The sequence below is a fragment of the Amycolatopsis sp. NPDC004169 genome, from assembly GCF_040610315.1.
In the GTDB taxonomy this organism is placed as follows: Bacteria; Actinomycetota; Actinomycetes; order Mycobacteriales; family Pseudonocardiaceae; genus Amycolatopsis.
On the sequence record NZ_JBEXMD010000011.1, the window covers coordinates 57,720 to 74,077 of the forward strand.

Sequence of the window (16,358 nt, forward strand, 5' to 3'; positions counted from 1 at the left end):
GCGTCACCCTACTCGCCGGTATCATCGCGGTGGTGCAGCCGAATTTCCTGATCCGTCGCGCGGTCCAGCTCGGTCTCACCGCCAACGCGCTCCGCCCGCTGCGGGCGCGGTCCACGACGATCCCGGTGTTCTTCGCCGGCTGGCTGACCGGCGAGCTGGCACCCCAGCTCATGGCGCTGACGGCGGCGGATTCCCTGGTCCACGTGGCCCGCCACGGTGTGGGCGACCGGTCGACGAAGGCGGGCCTGGCGATGGCGGCGGCGTCCGCCGCGGGGCTGGCCGCGCTGGTCCGCACCGGCCACGGCGCCCGCGAGGAGATCGAGGAGGCGCTCAGGTCGGCTCTGGGTGCGGACTACGCGTCGGAGCTGGGCCGGTCCGATCTGGGCCTGCCGTGGGGCGAGCTGGCGCTGCCGTTCCGGATGGGCGCCCCGGACGTCCGGGTCGACCGCAACATCGCGTACGCCCCGGGCGGCAAGCGGTTCCTGCTGGACGTGTACCGGCCCCTCGAGGACGTTGCGGGCGCGCCGGTGCTGCTGCAGGTCCACGGCGGCGCGTGGGTGATCGGCAACAAGGAGGAGCAGGGCAGGCCGCTGATGCGCTACCTGGCCCGCCGGGGCTGGGTGTGCGTCGCGATCAACTACCCCCTCGCGCCGGCCCACCGCTGGCCGGCGCACATCGTCGCGGCGAAGCAGGCACTGGCCTGGATCCGCTCGTCGATCGCCTCCTACGGCGGCGACCCGCGGTTCGTGGCGGTGACGGGCGGTTCGGCGGGCGGGCACCTGTCGGCGTTGCTGGCGCTGTCCCAGAACGACCCGGCGCTGCAGCCGTCGTTCGAGGACGTGGACACGAGCGTCCAGGCGTGCGTCCCCCACTACGGCGTGTACGACTTCGCGGCGACGTCCGGTGCACCGGCGAGCAAGTACCGGCTGGAGACCCTGATCGCCCGCCGCGTGTTCGCCCCGGACCGCGACCCGGTGGCGCACTTGGACGACTACATCGCGGCGTCCCCGCTGGACCGGATCACGACGGACGCCCCGCCGTTCTTCGTGATCCACGGCCGCGACGATTCGCTGGTGCCGGTGCGGGAGGCGCGCGAGTTCGTCGCGCGGCTGCGGGAGAAGTCCCGGCAGCCGGTGGCGTACGCGGAGCTGGCGGGGGCGCAGCACGCGTTCGACGTGTTCACGTCGGTGCGGTCGGCGCACGTGGTCCGCGGCGTGGCGCGGTTCCTGGACCACACGTACAACACCTGGAAGGCCGAGCGGGTTTCCGACGGTCAGCAGGCTCAGTAGACGAGGTCCAGCGGGCTCGCCGAGGGTGGGCCGTCGAGGCGCCACTCGGCTCCTTCGCGGACGAAGCGGTACCAGCGTCCGTCACGGCCGTAGCGCAGCTGCAGCTCTCCTTGCGTGAGGCGGTTTCGCCACAGTGTCGGCTTTCCCGTGTCCGCCAGGATTTCCTGCCCTTCGGCCATCGGGCCCGGCCCTGGCTGCCAGGTCTCGCGCAGGGCGGCGAGGCCGCCGCGGCCGGCTTCGCGCCAGGCCTCGGCCCAGCGGGCCAGGTCCTTCGGGGACACCTCCGCCGCCGTGGCCAGTGCGGTGATCTCCGCGCTCGTGCGGCCGGCCGCGCGGCGGGCCAGGTCTTCCTCGAACGTCAGCTCCGCCGGGGCCGGGCCGCCGGCCAGCAGGTCTCGGGCCAGGGCGGCCGCGTCCGCCGCGAGGGCCGAGAGGGCCGCCGCCGTCCAGCCGGTGGCCGGGGGCGGGTCGAGGTCCAGGACCGCCGGCGGCCCGGGTACCCGCGGTGGTGGCGGCAGGGCGGGGATCGCACCCGGTTTTCGCGCGTAGGCCGCCCGCGGGGTCAGGCCCTCGTCGGCGGGCTTCGGGAGCGTCGGTTTCTCGCTGCGGGCCGGCGACCGGCGGGCGCGGAGCTCGGCCAGCACGTCCGACCGCGGCCGTCCGCGCAGCAGGAAGAGCGTGAACGGATCCCGGTCCACCTCGTCGGCGACCAGGTAGTACACCGCGGCGACGTGCTTGCAGGGGTTCGCCGAGTCCGGGCACGAGCACCGCGGCCGCAGGTCGCCGGGGCCGGGCAGCAGGTCGACGCCCGCCTCGCGCGCCTGTTCGGTGAGCGCGCCGGGCAGCTCGCCGTCGAGCAGTGCGGCCGCGTGGCCGAGCTGGGTGCCGACCACGCCGAGCAGGGTGTCCCACTCGCCGTCGGTGAAGGTGCGCATGGTGATGGTCACCTTGTACGGCTCCGGCCGGCTGCCGCGCACCCACGCCGTCATCCCGCCGGCCCCGAAGTGCAGCTCGCTGACGGTGCCCTTGCGCGCGTACGTCCGCCCGCGGGGCAGCCGGTTCGGGTCGAGCTTCGCGCGTTGTTCCAGGGCCTCGACCCAGGCGCGGCCCCACCACGTCGTGCCGAAGTTGCGCCTCGGCGGCATCACCCGCTCCCGAGCCGGACGAGGTCGGCGAGCTCGTCGTCGGACAGTTCGGTGATCCAGTCTTCCCCGGCCCCGACGATCGACTCGGCGAGACCGCGTTTCTTTTCCAGGACCTGCGCGATCCGCTCTTCGAGGGTGCCTTCGGCGATCAGCCGGTGCACCTGGACCGGCCTGTCCTGCCCGATCCGGTAGGCGCGGTCGGTGGCCTGGTCTTCGACCGCCGGGTTCCACCAGCGGTCGTAGTGGATGACGTGGGTGGCGCGGGTCAGGTTGAGCCCGACGCCGCCAGCCTTGAGGGAGAGCAGGAAGACCGGGATTTCGCCGGCCTGGAACCGGTCGACCATGTCCTGCCGCTTCGCCGGGGAGCTGTCGCCGGAGAGCAGTTCGGTGGGCAGGCCGCGGTCTTTCAGGCGCCGTTCGAGCAGGCGGCAGAGCTGGACGTACTGGCTGAAGACCAGGACGCTTTCGCCTTCGTCGAGGATGACGTCCAGGAGTTCTTCGAACGCCGCGAGCTTGCCGGAGCGGCCGGTGAGCGCGCCGTGCGGTTCTTTGAGGAACTGCGCGGGGTGGTTGCAGATCTGCTTGAGCTCGGTGAGCAGCTTCAGGACCTGCCCGCGCCGTTCGATGCCCTTGGTTTCCCGGATTTCGGCGAGGTTTTCCCGCACGACGGCTTCGTAGAGCGTGGTCTGCTCGGCGGTGAGCGGGACGAACCGATCGGTCTCGGTCTTCGGCGGCAGTTCCGGGGCGATGTCCGGATCGGTCTTACGCCGCCGGAGGAGGAACGGCCGGACGGTGGCGGCGAGCCGAGCGGTGACGGCCTTGTCGCGGTCGCGTTCGATCGGGCGCGCCACGGTGCGGCGGAAGCGGTCGAGCGGGCCGAGCAGGCCGGGGGTGGTCCAGTCCACAATGGACCAGAGTTCGGTGAGCCGGTTTTCGACGGGGGTGCCGGTGAGGGCGACCTTGGCCTGGGCGGGGATCTTGCGCAGCTCTTTGGCGGTGGCGGAGAGCGGGTTCTTGACGTGCTGCGCTTCATCGGCGGCGATGAGGCCCCAGTCCACTTCGGACAGCGTGGCGCGGTCGCGCCGGAGGACGCCGTAGGTGGCGAGGACGACCTCGTCGGGGGCGAGGTCGTCGAGGTGGCGGCGGCCGCCGTGGAACCGCCGGACGGGGATTTCCGGGGCGAAGCGGGCGAACTCGCGTTCCCAGTTGCCGAGGAGGGAGGTGGGACAGAGGACGAGGGTCGGCCCACCGCCGCCGGCCGCTGGGAGGGGTTCGCCGCTCGGAGGCATCGACTCGCGATCGCCGGCCGGAAGGGGCTCGGCCGCCGGCGATGGAGCGGCCGCCGGTTGCTCGCCGATCGGCGGCTCGGTCTGCGGTCCGCCGGCCTGCCCCTTGCCGGGCCGCGGCTCGGCCGCCTCGCCATGGCGCCCTTCAGCAGGCAGTGGCTCGAGCGCCGATCGAGTCACTCCGCCGGCCCGCTCGCCGCCGAGGGCTGGGGACAGCTCGACCACCGCCTGGGTGCTCGCGCTCGGCTGCCCTTCGCTCGGTTGCTGCTCGGCCGCCGATCGAGTCGCCTCGCCGGCCCGCTCGCCGCCAAGCGCCGATGGCGCCTCGACCACCGCCTGGGTGCTCGCGCTCGGCTGCCCCTCTCCCGGTTGCAGCTCGGCCGCCGATCGAGTCGCCTCGCCGGCCCGCTCGCCGCCAAGCGCCGATGGCGCCTCGACCACCGCCCGGGTGCTCGCCCTCGGCTGCCCCTCTCCCGGTTGCAGCTCGACCTCCGCTTCGATCGCCTCCGGCAACCGCTCCGGGCCCGACCCCAGCCCACCGGCCCTGGCCAGCTCGCGCCGGTGCAGGTGCAGGGCGATCAGCTGGATCGTCTTGCCCAGGCCCATGTCGTCGGCCAGGCAGGCGCCCAATCCCAGGCCCGTCATCGTCGCCAGCCACGACAACCCCGCCTGCTGGTACGGCCGCAGCGTCGCCTGCAACCCCGGTGGGGTCGGGACCGCCGCCTCCCCTCGGTCGCGGATGCGTGCGGCCAGCCCACCCAGCGCGGGCGGGGCGGCGAATTCCACGCTCTCGCCGTCCACCTCCAGCTCGCCCGTCAAGGCCGCCGCCAGTGCCTCGCCCGCGTCCAGCTTGCGGGTCCGGCCGCGGACCCGGGCCAGCAGCTGCGTATCCACCCGGACCCACTGCCCCCGCAGGCGGACCAGGGGCCTCTTCGCCTCGGCCAGGGCCGCCACCTCGGCCTCCGTCAGCTGCTCGCCGCCCAGGCTGAGCTGCCAGCGGAACTCCAGCAGCGAACGCAACGCGAACTCCGCCTCCGTGACGCTCGCCGGTGCCTGGGTCGCGCTCGCGCGGGCCTTCACCTCGCCCGCGAACAGGCCCTTCGACCAGAGCACCTCGATGCCGGCGCCACCCAGCTCCCTGGCGCCGTCGGTGAGCAGGTCGACCACCTCTTCGTCGGACAACGCCAGCGAAGCCGGTGTCGACTGGGTCAGCACCCGGCCCAGCGGCGCCCACGCCCGCGCTCCCCGCCGCAAGCCCAGCAGCAGCTGCGTCTCGACCTGGTCGCCGAGGCGGTTCAGCACCGCGTCCGGTGCGTCCCACAGCGTTGCCGCCTCCACCACCAGGCTCGGCTCCGCCATGCTGCGCACCGCCAGCACCCCGGCGAACGACTCGTCGTCCACGCCCTCGACCCGCAGGAGCACCTGGACGCCGCGGGGCTCGCGGGCCTCCAGCTCCGCCAGCCACGCCGCGCCATCCGGGCCCAGCAACGCCGGTTCGCGCGCCGCGAACGCCGGATCGCCCACCCCCACCGGGGCGGCCGGGCTGCGGACCAGCAGGTCGGCCGTCGCGTCCCACAACGCGCGGACCAGGGAGTCCGGCGAGTGCAGGCGGATCCGCTTCAACCCGGTCAGCGGCAGCGCGTACGCCTCCGGGGGCAGTGCGCCCGCCAGCCCCCGCAGCAGTTCCTCGTCGGCGGCGTCCAGCGGGCCGATCCGCCAGGCCGCCGCCCCGCCCGGTGACGCCGCCGGGCGCAGCCGCCCGCGGGCGACCAGGTTCACCCCCGCGTTGACGGCCGCCGACCACGCCGCGACCGCCGGGCTGGCCTCCTCCCCCACCGACAGCAGCCGGGGCAGCGCCCGCTCCAGCGGCACCAGCTCGGCCTCGACCTTCGTCCGCGCGAACTTGGCTCCGCGGGGCAGCACGAGCTCGATCGTGGTCCCGCCGGCCACGTCCTCGCCCCACAGGGCCAGCACCCCGTCCCGCGGGGGATCCGCGGGGAGGTAGGTGGCCTGGGTGTCTGCGCTGAACTCCACGACCGCAACGCTAGAACACGACCCCGACAGTTTTGCCCCCGACGGCGCGAACGGTCCTTTCGCACCGTTGCGCTACGCAACCCACCCGTGCGCCGCGGGGCTTCACGCGTGATCGGAGAGGCATCACGCGTGATCGGCGGGGCATCAGCCGCGGGGCAGGCCGAGGAGGCGTTCGGCCGTGAGGGAACGCAGGACCTGCGTGGTGCCGCCGGCGATGGAAAGGCAGCGGGTGAGCAGGAATTCGTGCTGGGCCGGGCCGTCGGCGAGCAAGGCACCCGAGCCGGCCAGCTCCAGCGCGAACTCGGCCACGTCCTGCCGGTGCTGCACGCCGAGCAGCTTCCGGACGCTCGACTCCGCGCCCGGGTCCTGCCCCTCCAGCCGGCGCAGCGCCGCCCGCAGGTCGAGCACCGAACCCGCGACGCCGTCCGCGACCAGCGCGCCGAGCCGGTCCATGGCGACGTCGTCCAGCGCCGAGGCGTCCACAGTGGACACCAGCGTCTGCACGCTCTCCCCGACCGCCGAACCGCTCCCGATGGCCACCCGCTCGTTGGCCAGCGTCGTGCGCGCCAGCCGCCAGCCGCCGTTCGGCGGGCCGACGACGTCGGCGTCCGGCACGAACACGTCGTCGAGGAACACCTCGTTGAACACCGCCTCGCCGGTGATCTCCCGCAGCGGCCGCGTCGTGATCCCCTCGGCGCGCATGTCGACGAGGAAGTACGTGATGCCCTTGTGCTTGGGCGCGTCCGGGTCGGTGCGGGCCAGGCAGATGCCCCAGTCGGCCTCGCGGGCCAGCGACGTCCACACCTTCTGCCCGGACAGCCGCCAGCCGCCGTCGACGCGCCGGGCCGCCGTCCGCAGCGCCGCCAGGTCGGATCCCGCGCCGGGCTCGCTGAACAGCTGGCACCAGGTGAGCTCGCCGCGCAGGGTGGGCCGGGCGAACCGCTCGCGCTGCTCGTCGCTGCCGTGCTGGAGGATCGTCGGCACCGCCCACGCGCCGATCACCAGGTCCGGACGCCGGACGCCCGCGGCAGCCAGCGCTGCGTCGATCCGCAGCTGCTCCGCGGCGTCGGCGCCCCGGCCGTAGGGCGCCGGCCAGTGCGGCGTCAGCAGCCCCGCGTCGGCCAGCGCGACACGCTGCGCGTCGGCGGGCAGCGCGGCGATCCGGGCGACCTCGGCCCGCAGCGCGGGATCGTCGCCGACGTCGACGCCCAGCGTGCGCTCGCTCCCGGACAGCGCCAGCGACGCCGCCCGCCGCCGCCACGCCCCGCCGAGCCACTGCCGCAGGGCCACCGCCCGGCGCAGGTACCGGTGGGCGTCGTGCTCCCAGGTGAAGCCGATCCCGCCGAGGACCTGGATGCAGTCCTTGGCGTTGGCGACGGCCGCGTCCAGTGCCACCACGGCCGCGCTCGCCACCGAAAGCGGGTGCTGCCCGGACGCGGCGTCCCAGGCCAGCGCTTCGGCGGCTTCGGCGCGGCAGAGCATCTCGGCGCACAGGTGCTTGACGGCCTGGAACGCCCCGATGGGCTTGCCGAACTGCTCCCTGACCTTGGCGTACTCGACGGCGATGGTCAGGCACCGCCGCGCCACGCCCGCCGCCTCGGCCGCCGCCAGGGTCGCGGCCAGTTCGGCGACCGGCGGCAAGGTGAGGGGCTCGGCACGGACTCCCGAGAAGCGGACGCGCGCCAGCGGACGCGAGAAGTCGAACGCGTCCAGCGGCTCGACGGTCACGCCGGGCGTCCCGGGCGCGAGCAGGACGTGGCCGCCGTCGACCGGCACGAGCAGCCAGGCGTCCGGCTGCGCCCCGGGTACGGGCCCGCTGACGCCGTCCTCGAGGGACACGGGCTCGAGCAGCACCGCGGCGGTGGCTTCGCCCTCGGCGAGGGCGGGGAGGAGCTCCTTCGCGTCCGGGACGTCGGCGAGCAGGAGACCGGCGAGTGCGGTGCTCAGCACGGGCCCCGGAACGAGTTCTTCGGCCGCCGCGGCGAGCCCCGCGGCGAGGTCGGCGAAACTGCCACCCGCCCCGCCGACCTCTTCGGGCAGGGCGACGCCGAAGAGGCCCAGCTCCGCGAAGCCGGCGGGCACCCCTTTCCTCAGGGCGTGCGCGGCGGACCAGGCGTGGATCGCCTCGGCCAGCGCGATCTGTTCCTCGCTGAGCGCGACCGGCATGGGGCCTCCTCGCAGGACGGGACACTACTCACGAGTGTAGAACGTGTTACAGTTTTCCGGCCAGTGGGTCAATTGTCGCGAGGTTCGCCAGGACAGGTAATCTACGTCTTGAACTGGAACAAGTTCCGAAGGACGGGGGAATGCCGATGCCAGGCAAGACCAAGGCCCGCGGCAACGGCCTGAGCGCGATCGGGGCCGACGAGCTCGGCTCGGCCGCCCAGCGCGACCGCCGCCGCCGGATCATCGACGCCACCCTCGCGCTCGCCTCGAAGGGCGGCTACGACGCCGTCCAGATGCGGGCCGTCGCCGAGAAGGCCGACGTCGCGCTCGGGACGCTGTACCGGTACTTCCCCTCGAAGATCCACCTGCTGGTCTCCGGGCTGGCCCGCGAGTTCGAGCGCGCGCAGGAGAAGCTGGAGCGCCAGGCCATCCCGGGCGAGACACCCGCCGAGCGGCTGATGTTCGTCCTCGGCCGCAACACGCGCATGATGCAGCGCGACCCGCACCTGACCGAGGCCATGGTGCGCGCGTTCATGTTCGCCGACACGTCCGCCGCCGCCGAGGTCGAGCAGGTCGGGCGGCTGATGGAGAACATGTTCGCCAAGGCGATGGGCATCGCGGAGCCGGCCGAGGCCGACCGGGACATCTTCCACGTGGTCGCGGACGTCTGGATGGCGAACCTGGTGGCCTGGGTGACCCGCCGCGCCTCGGCGGCCGACGTGGCGAACCGCCTCGAACTGTCGGTGCACCTCCTGCTGGACAAGTGATCCCGGTCGCCTGGGTCTGGGTCCACGCCGTGGACCTCGGCATCGGCGTAGCCGGCGGTGCGACTGCTGCCCAGCAGGTAGCCGCCGTCTGAACCGCGGGGGCGCCCCCGATTCCACCACACGCTGGACGGCTGACCGACGAGCAGGTCCTGGCGCCGTCGCCGCTGCTGTCCGGCTGGACGCGCGGGCATGTGCTCGCCCCACGTCACCGACGCCGGCCGCGCGCTCGGGGAGCTTGGTCGAGCAGGCCCTGCTCGGCGTGCTCGACCCGCGGACGCACGACCGCGACGGCATCATCGAAGCGACCGCGGGGTGGACCGCCGTGGAGTACCGGCGCAGCCCTGCTCCGGCACTCCGCCCGCCTGGAAGACGCCTGGCCCAGGTCTGCGACTGGGACCAGCACGTCGACTACCGCGACGGCAAGCTGCCGCACGGTCTTCGCCGCTGGCACACGGTCCGGATCCACGCCGTGAGCCTCGGCATCGGCGTGGCCGGCGATGCGACTGCTGCCCAGCAAGTAGCCGCCGCACCCTCGCCCGCGGGGGCGCCCCCCGGTTCCACTCCATCGCCCGGCACCGACGGTTTCCGGTGCCGGGCGCGGGCGTCAGCGGTGTGCGGCGGCCACCTCCGCCAGCTCGTCCAGTGCCTTGAGCGTCTCCGCTTCCGGCAGCGTGTCCAGCAGGAACGTGTACCGCTCGACGCCGGCCTCGCGGAAGCCGTCGATCACCTTCGGCGTCGTCGGGCCGCCGAACACCGCGAACTTGACGTCTTCGCGGCCCTGGTCCGCCAGCCAGCCCCGCACCCGCTGGGCCTCCTGGTACTTCGTGTAGCCACGGAGGAGCCAGCCGTCGCCGTACTTGGCCAGGCGGTTCAGCGCCGCTTCGCTCTCGCCGCCGATGTAGATCGGGACGTGCGGCTTCTGGACCGGCTTCGGCCAGCTGAAGATCGGGTCGAGGTCGATGTGCTCGCCGTGGAACTCCGCCTCGTCCTTCGTCCAGATCTCCTTGAGCGCGGCCAGCTGCTCGTCGATCAGCGCGCCGCGGGTCTTCGGGTCGGTGCCGTGGTTGCGCATCTCCTCGCGGTTCCAGCCGACGCCGACGCCGAACAGCGCGCGGCCGTCGGAGATCAGGTCCAGCGACGCGACCTCCTTGGCCGTGTGGATCAGGTCGCGCTGGATCAGCAGGGCGATGCCGGTGCCGAGCAGCAGCTCCGACGTCGCCGTCGCCGCGGCGGTCAGCGCCACGAACGGGTCCAGCGTGCGGTAGTACACGCGCGGCAGGTCGCCGCCGCCCGGGTACGGGCTTTCCCGGCTCACCGGGATGTGCGAGTGCTCGGCCAGCCACAGCGAGTCGAAGCCGCGCTCTTCCAGCGCCGCGCCCAGCACGTCCGGCCGGATGCCCTCGTCGGTCACGAACGTCGAGATCCCGAATTTCATGTCTCCAGGACTACCACCGGGGTGACATCGGGTGCAGGATGAAGTGATCTCACCGTACGTTGAATAAGGCGCGGCCGTGGGACCTCGGTGCCCCGCAGCCCGGGGTCGTCGCGCTGGCCGACGCCGGTTGCGCACCGACGCGGACGGCCGGGTCCTGGTCCCGGTGTGGCGGCTGAAGGCGGTACGCCGCTAGACGTTGCGCCGGTACTGGCCGCCGACCTCGAAGAACGCCTCCGTGATCTGGCCCAGCGAGCACACCCGGGCCGCGTCCATCAGCACCCCGAACAGGTTGCCGCCGCGGGTGGCCGCCTCCCTCAGGGCCTTGAGGGCCTGTTGGGCCTCCTCGTGGTGGCGGTGCTGGAAGTCCGCGAGGCGGTCCAGCTGGGACTTCTTCTCGTCCTCGGTCGCCCGGGCCAGCTCGACCTCGACGTCCTCCTCCCCCGCGTGCGGGTTGCGGAAGGTGTTGACGCCGATGATCGGCAGCGAGCCGTCGTGCTTCTTGCGCTCGTACAGGATCGACTCGTCCTGGATCTTGCCGCGCTGGTACCCGGTCTCCATCGCGCCCAGCACGCCGCCGCGCTCGGAAATGCGGTCGAACTCGGCCAGCACGGCCTCCTCGACCAGGTCGGTCAGCTCGTCGATGACGAACGAACCCTGCAGCGGGTTCTCGTTCTTCGACAGGCCCCACTCCTTGTTGATGATCATCTGGATGGCCATCGCGCGGCGCACCGACGACTCCGACGGCGTCGTGATCGCCTCGTCGAACGCGTTGGTGTGCAAGGAGTTCGCGTTGTCGTACAGCGCGCACAGCGCCTGCAGTGTGGTCCGGATGTCGTTGAAGCTCATCTCCTGCGCGTGCAGCGACCGCCCGGACGTCTGCACGTGGTACTTGAGCTTCTGCGACCGCTCGTTCGCGCCGTAGCGCTCGCGCATGGCGACCGCCCAGATCCGCCGCGCCACCCGGCCGAGCACCGAGTACTCCGCGTCCATGCCGTTGGAGAAGAAGAACGACAGGTTCGGCGCGAAGTCGTCGATGTCCATGCCGCGCGCGAGGTACGACTCGACGTAGGTGAAGCCGTTGGACAGCGTGAACGCCAGCTGCGAGATCGGGTTCGCCCCGGCCTCGGCGATGTGGTACCCGGAGATGGACACCGAGTAGAAGTTCCGCACGCCGTGCTCGATGAACCACTCCTGGATGTCGGCCATCATCCGGAGGCTGAACTCGGTGGAGAAGATGCAGGTGTTCTGGCCCTGGTCTTCCTTGAGGATGTCGGCCTGCACCGTGCCGCGGACGTTCTTCAGCACCCATTCGCGCAGCTCGGCGGCTTCGGCGTCGGACGGCTCGCGCCCGTGCTCCTCGCGGAACGCCGTCAGCTTCTGGTCGATCGCCGTGTTGAGGAAGAAGGCCAGGATCGTCGGCGCCGGGCCGTTGATGGTCATCGACACCGACGTGTTCGGCGCGGTCAGGTCGAAGCCGTCGTAGAGGACCTTCATGTCGTCGAGGGTCGCGATGGACACGCCCGACGTGCCGACCTTGCCGTAGATGTCGGGACGCGTGTCGGGGTCGTGGCCGTAGAGGGTCACCGAGTCGAACGCCGTGGACAGCCGCTTGGCTTCGGAATCGGCCGACAGCAGCTTGAACCGGCGGTTGGTGCGGAACGCGTCGCCCTCGCCGGCGAACATCCGCGCCGGGTCCTCGCCGTCGCGCTTGAACGGGAACACGCCCGCGGTGTACGGGAAGTAGCCCGGCAGGTTCTCGCGGCGCAGGAACGACAGCAGCTCGCCGGACTCGGCGTACCGCGGCAGGGCGACGCGCGGGATCCGGTTGCCCGACAGCGTGTCGCGCCACAGCTGCGTGCGCAGCTCCTTGTCGCGGATCTTCACGACCAGCTCGTCCTGGCGGTACTCCTCGGCGAGCGACCGGAACCGCTCGAGGAGCTTTGCCGACTCGCCGTCCACATCGGACTCCGCGGCGGCGAGCAGGCCGTCCAGCGCGTCGGTCGACGCGTCCGCCTTGGCCAGTTCTTCGCGCGCGAGGGCCAGTGCATCACGCTTGCGGACCGCGGCGACCTGCGCCTGCGTCTTCGCGTGGTAACCGCGCACGGTGTCGGAAATCTCGGCCAGGTACCGGGACCGGTTGCCCGGGATGATCGTCGAGGCGTCCGTGGACACCTTGCCTTCGACCTGCGGCAGCGTCCCCGCGGACACGCCGAGGCCCCGCTCGGCGAGCATGCCGCGCAGGTGCTGGTACAGCGCGGTGACGCCGTCGTCGTTGAACTTCGCCGCGCTCGTGCCGTACACCGGCATGTCCTCCGGCGCCGACGAGAAGGCCTCGCGGTTGCGCACCAGCTGGCGCGCGACGTCGCGGCGGGCGTCCTCGGCGCCGCGGCGCTCGAACTTGTTGATCGCGACGACGTCGGCGAAGTCGAGCATGTCGATCTTCTCCAGCTGCGACGCGGCGCCGAACTCCGGCGTCATCACGTACAGCGATTCGTCCACGAAGTCGACGATGCCGGCGTCGCCCTGGCCGATCCCCGGCGTCTCCACGATCACCAGGTCGTACCCGGCGGCCTTGCAGGCCAGGATCGACTCGCTCAGGCCGGCCGGGATCTCCCCCGACGTCGTGCGGGTGGCCAGAGAGCGGAAGTAGACCGGCGAGCCGTCGAGGCAGTTCATCCGGATGCGGTCGCCGAGCAGCGCGCCGCCGCCCTTGCGCCGCGAGGGGTCGACGGCGAGCACCGCGATCCGCAGCTTGTCCTCCTGGTCGAGGCGGAAGCGGCGGATCAGCTCGTCGGTGAGCGACGACTTGCCCGAGCCGCCGGTGCCGGTGATGCCGAGCACCGGCACCTCCCGCTTGCCCGCGGCCTCGGTGATCCCGCCCAGCAGATCGCCGGGCAGCTGCGAAGCCTGCAGCTGGGTGATGACCCGCGAGAGCGCGGCGACGTCCCCGGAAAGCACCTTGTCCAGCGAGGGCGCCTCGGCCGCGAGGTCGACGTCGCAGGCCTTGATCATGAAGTTGATCATGCCCGGCAGGCCCATCTCGTAGCCGTCCTCGGGCGAGAAGATCCGGGCGACGCCGCGCGAGTGCAGCAGCTCGATCTCCTCGCGCACGATCACCCCGCCCCCGCCGCCGAAGACCTTGATGTGCCCGGCGCCGCGCTCGCGCAGCAGCTCGACCAGGTAGGAGAAGTACTCGACGTGCCCACCCTGGTAAGCAGAGATGGCGACACCCTGGACGTCCTCGGCGATGGCCGCCGTGGCGACCTCGTCGACCGACCGGTTGTGGCCGAGGTGGACCACTTCCGCGCCCTGGGACTGCAGGATCCGCCGCATGATGTTGATCGACGCGTCGTGCCCGTCGAAGAGACTCGACGCGGTCACGAAGCGGACGGGGTGCACGGGGCGGTACAGCTCGCTGCTCATCCCTCCAAAATACTTTGACTTCCTACTATTGGAAACCCGAGGACCAGTGACGCGGCTCTCACGGCAGCCCCGGAGAACCTTGACACCCGCCTGCTCCGGCCTGTATTTAATGAGTTCGTTAATTAACAGGATGGTGAAATGACCGACACGCTGAGCCGGACGTTCTCGGCCCTCGCCGACCCGACGCGCCGCGCCATCCTCGCGCGCCTCTCGGCAGGCGAAGCGACGGTGAACGAGCTCGCCGAGCCGCTCCCGATGAGCCTGCCCGCGGTGTCCCGGCACCTGAAGGTCCTCGAAGAAGCCGGCCTGATCACCCGCGGCCGCACCCGCCAGTGGCGGCCCTGCCGGCTGGAAGCCAAGCCGCTGGAGGACGTCGCGGACTGGGTCGCGACCTACCGCCGGTTCTGGGACGACGGGTTCGACCGCCTCGAGGACCACCTGCGGAGGCTGACCGGCGATGCCTGACCTCACCATCACCCGCGTGTTCGACGCCCCGCGCGAGCTCGTCTTCGCCGCCTGGACCGACCCCGACCAGCTGGCGAGCTGGCTCGGCCCGCACGGCTACACCGGCTCCGCCGTCACCCTCGCCACCCGGCCCGGCGGCGCCTGGCGGGCGTGCATCCGCTCCCCGGAGGGCGACGAGCACTGGATGCACGGCGTCTACCGCGAGGTCACCGCGCCCGAACGGCTCGTGTTCACCTTCGCCTGGGACACCGAGGGCGACCTGCGCACCGAGACCCTCGTGACGATCGGCTTCGCCGACCTCGACGGCAAGACCGAGATGACCTTCGTCCAGACCGGCTTCCCGACCGTCGCCGACCGCGACGGCCACGACGAGGGCTGGACCTCCAGCTTCGAAGACCTGACCCGCTTCATCCGAGGAAAGGACGCCCGATGACCGCGACCCACCACGCCCTGCCCGAGATCGTCTCGCCCGAACAGTGGCAGGCGGCCCGCGACGCGCTGCTCGTCAAGGAGAAGGAGCTCATGAAGGCGGCGGACCACCTCGCCGCCGAACGCCGCCGGCTGCCGATGGTGCCCTTCACCAAGGACTACGCGTTCGACTCGGCCGACGGGACGCAGAGCCTGCTCGACCTGTTCGACGGCCGCCGCCAGCTGATCGTCTACCACTTCATGCTGCACCCGGGCGACAAGGCGGGCTGCCCCGGCTGCTCGCTGGTCCTCGACAACCTGCCGCACCTGGCCCACCTGCACGCCCGCGACGTCACGCTCAAGGTCGTCGCGCCCGCCACCCTGGCCGAGATCGAGCGGTACAAGGCGCGGATGGGCTGGGACGTGCCGTGGTTGTCCGCGCACGGCAGCGACTTCACCGAGGACTGCGGCGTCGGCTCCGGCTTCGGCGTCAGCGTTTTCCTGCGCGACGGCGACCGGGTCTACCGCACCTACTTCACCACCGGGCGCGGCGGCGAGATGTTCCTCGCCTCCCACCGCTACCTCGACGTCACGCCGCTCGGCCGCCAGGAAGCCTGGGAAGAGGAGAGCCGCGGCGACGACGCGCCCAGCTCGTGGTGGCGGCGCCACGACGAGTACTGAAAGTTTCTCCGGCGCGCGTGTCCGGTCCGCGTCCGCGGCTCCGACCTCCTCGGTCAGCCCACCAGGAGGAGAGGCAAATGCGCGAGATCGTCCACATGGTCCACACTTCGCTCGACGGCTGCGTCGAAGGCCCGAACGGCGAGTTCGACTGGCCGGTGCTGGGCCCGGAGCTGTCGGCCTACTCGCAGCAGGTGACCGCGCACTGCGGCGAGTTCGCCTACGGGCGGAAGGTCTGGGACATGATGTCCGCGTACTGGCCGACCGCCGAGTCGATCTCGGACCACCCGCACGACATCGCGTTCGCCCCGGTCTGGCGGGCGACGCCGAAGGTGGTGTTCTCGCGGACGTTGGAGAAGGCTGACTGGAACACCCGCGTCGTCGGCGGTGACCTCGGTGCGGCGGTGGCGGCCCTGAAGGCCGAACCGGGCGAGGACGTGCTGCTGATGGGCGGCGCGGAACTGGCCGCCGAGCTCACCGCCCGCGGCCTGATCGACGAGTACCAGGTGTTCGTGCACCCGGTCGTCCTCGGCGGCGGCAAGCGGCCGTTCGCCGAGGGCACCGCGCGCCTCGGCCTCACCCTGGCGCAGTCGCGCGTCTTCGACGACGAGGTCGTGCTGCTGCGCTACCGCCGTGCGTGAGCGGCGCCGGGCCCGGGGGTCCCCCCGGGCCTTGGCTCCACCACCGTCAGCGCGCGTTGGCCGCCCGCAGCGCGATCCACTGCCGCATCGCGTACTCGACCAGCGTGATCAGCGTCTGCTTGGTCGACTCGCGGTCCCGCGCGTCACAGCGGACGATCGGGATGTTCGGGTCGATCGACAGCGCCTCGCGGACGTCGTTGATGTCGTGCTCCAGCACGCCGTCGAACGTGTTGATGCCGACGATGTACGGCAGCCCGCGGTCCTCGAAGAAGTCGATCGGCGCGAACGAGTCGGCCAGCCGGCGGGTGTCGGCCAGCACCACCGCGCCGATGGCGCCGCGGACCAGGTCGTCCCACATGAACCAGAACCGCTGCTGCCCGGGCGTGCCGAACAGGTACAGGATCAGGTCCGCGTCCAGCGAGACGCGGCCGAAGTCCATCGCCACCGTGGTCGTCGACTTGCCCGGCGTGTGGTCGAGGTTGTCGACCCCCACGCTGGCGTCGGTCATCATCGCCTCGGTGGTCAGCGGCACGATCTCCGACACCGACCCGACGAACGTCGTCTTCCCCGCGCCGAAGCCGCCGGCCACCACGATCTTGGCGGAGGTCATGGTCGGGGGCG

Annotated in this window: 12 protein-coding genes; 6 read left to right on the plus strand and 6 right to left on the minus strand. The window is 72.1% G+C overall.

Translation table 11 applies throughout. The features are described from left to right. Positions 1-32 precede the first annotated feature (32 nt). Positions 33-1,289 (plus strand): alpha/beta hydrolase, encoded by a 1,257-nt coding sequence (locus ABZX11_RS17185; RefSeq protein ID WP_354913913.1) that lies wholly within the window; start codon positions 33-35, stop codon positions 1,287-1,289. Here ABZX11_RS17185 and ABZX11_RS17190 read toward each other — a convergent pair. From ABZX11_RS17190 to ABZX11_RS17200, 3 genes are all read right to left on the minus strand, one after another. Continuing rightward, a complete protein-coding gene (locus tag ABZX11_RS17190) occupies positions 1,283-2,434 on the minus strand; it encodes an SWIM zinc finger family protein (protein ID WP_354913915.1) in 1,152 nt (383 codons plus the stop codon). The two genes, ABZX11_RS17185 and ABZX11_RS17190, sit on opposite strands and share 7 nt — an antisense overlap. Next, positions 2,434-5,754, minus strand: coding sequence for an SNF2-related protein (locus tag ABZX11_RS17195; RefSeq protein ID WP_354913917.1), 3,321 nt, complete (start codon positions 5,752-5,754; stop codon positions 2,434-2,436). Before ABZX11_RS17195 ends, ABZX11_RS17190 begins: the two co-directional genes overlap by 1 nt. A 144-nt stretch (positions 5,755-5,898) precedes the next feature. Continuing rightward, the gene (locus tag ABZX11_RS17200) at positions 5,899-7,920 is read right to left on the minus strand and encodes an acyl-CoA dehydrogenase (protein WP_354913919.1); all 2,022 of its coding nucleotides are present in this window, start codon (positions 7,918-7,920) and stop codon (positions 5,899-5,901) included. A gap of 140 nt (positions 7,921-8,060) precedes the next feature. Here ABZX11_RS17200 and kstR point away from each other — a divergent pair, with 140 nt between their 5' ends. Then, a complete protein-coding gene (gene kstR / locus ABZX11_RS17205) occupies positions 8,061-8,687 on the plus strand; it encodes a cholesterol catabolism transcriptional regulator KstR (RefSeq protein WP_176176003.1) in 627 nt (208 codons plus the stop codon). Between the two features lie 604 nt (positions 8,688-9,291). Here kstR and ABZX11_RS17210 read toward each other — a convergent pair. Next, positions 9,292-10,122 (minus strand): LLM class F420-dependent oxidoreductase, encoded by an 831-nt coding sequence (locus tag ABZX11_RS17210; protein ID WP_176176001.1) that lies wholly within the window; start codon positions 10,120-10,122, stop codon positions 9,292-9,294. Positions 10,123-10,311: 189 nt separating this feature from the next. After that, positions 10,312-13,545 carry a fused isobutyryl-CoA mutase/GTPase IcmF gene (gene icmF / locus ABZX11_RS17215; protein WP_176176000.1) on the minus strand — a complete coding sequence of 1,078 codons (3,234 nt, stop codon included), beginning with the start codon at positions 13,543-13,545 and terminating at the stop codon, positions 10,312-10,314. Positions 13,546-13,683: 138 nt separating this feature from the next. Between icmF and ABZX11_RS17220 the strand changes: the two genes are divergently transcribed. The 4 genes from ABZX11_RS17220 to ABZX11_RS17235 all read left to right on the plus strand — a co-directional run bounded on the left by ABZX11_RS17220 (position 13,684) and on the right by ABZX11_RS17235 (position 15,737). After that, positions 13,684-14,010, plus strand: a complete 327-nt coding sequence (locus ABZX11_RS17220; protein ID WP_176175999.1) for a metalloregulator ArsR/SmtB family transcription factor — start codon at positions 13,684-13,686, stop codon at positions 14,008-14,010. Further along, positions 14,003-14,443, plus strand: coding sequence for an SRPBCC domain-containing protein (locus tag ABZX11_RS17225; RefSeq protein ID WP_354913923.1), 441 nt, complete (start codon positions 14,003-14,005; stop codon positions 14,441-14,443). Before ABZX11_RS17220 ends, ABZX11_RS17225 begins: the two co-directional genes overlap by 8 nt. Continuing rightward, positions 14,440-15,099: a DUF899 domain-containing protein gene (locus ABZX11_RS17230; protein WP_176175997.1), complete on the plus strand. Its 660-nt coding sequence runs from the start codon at positions 14,440-14,442 to the stop codon at positions 15,097-15,099. The genes ABZX11_RS17225 and ABZX11_RS17230 overlap by 4 nt, the downstream gene beginning before the upstream one ends. 77 nt (positions 15,100-15,176) lie before the next feature. Then, the gene (locus ABZX11_RS17235) at positions 15,177-15,737 is read left to right on the plus strand and encodes a dihydrofolate reductase family protein (RefSeq protein WP_354913925.1); all 561 of its coding nucleotides are present in this window, start codon (positions 15,177-15,179) and stop codon (positions 15,735-15,737) included. A 46-nt stretch (positions 15,738-15,783) separates the two neighbouring features. Here the strand turns inward: ABZX11_RS17235 and ABZX11_RS17240 are convergent, their stop codons facing one another. Continuing rightward, complete coding sequence (locus ABZX11_RS17240; RefSeq protein ID WP_004561255.1) at positions 15,784-16,347, minus strand: ATP/GTP-binding protein; 564 nt, start codon at positions 16,345-16,347, stop codon at positions 15,784-15,786. Positions 16,348-16,358 lie beyond the last annotated feature (11 nt).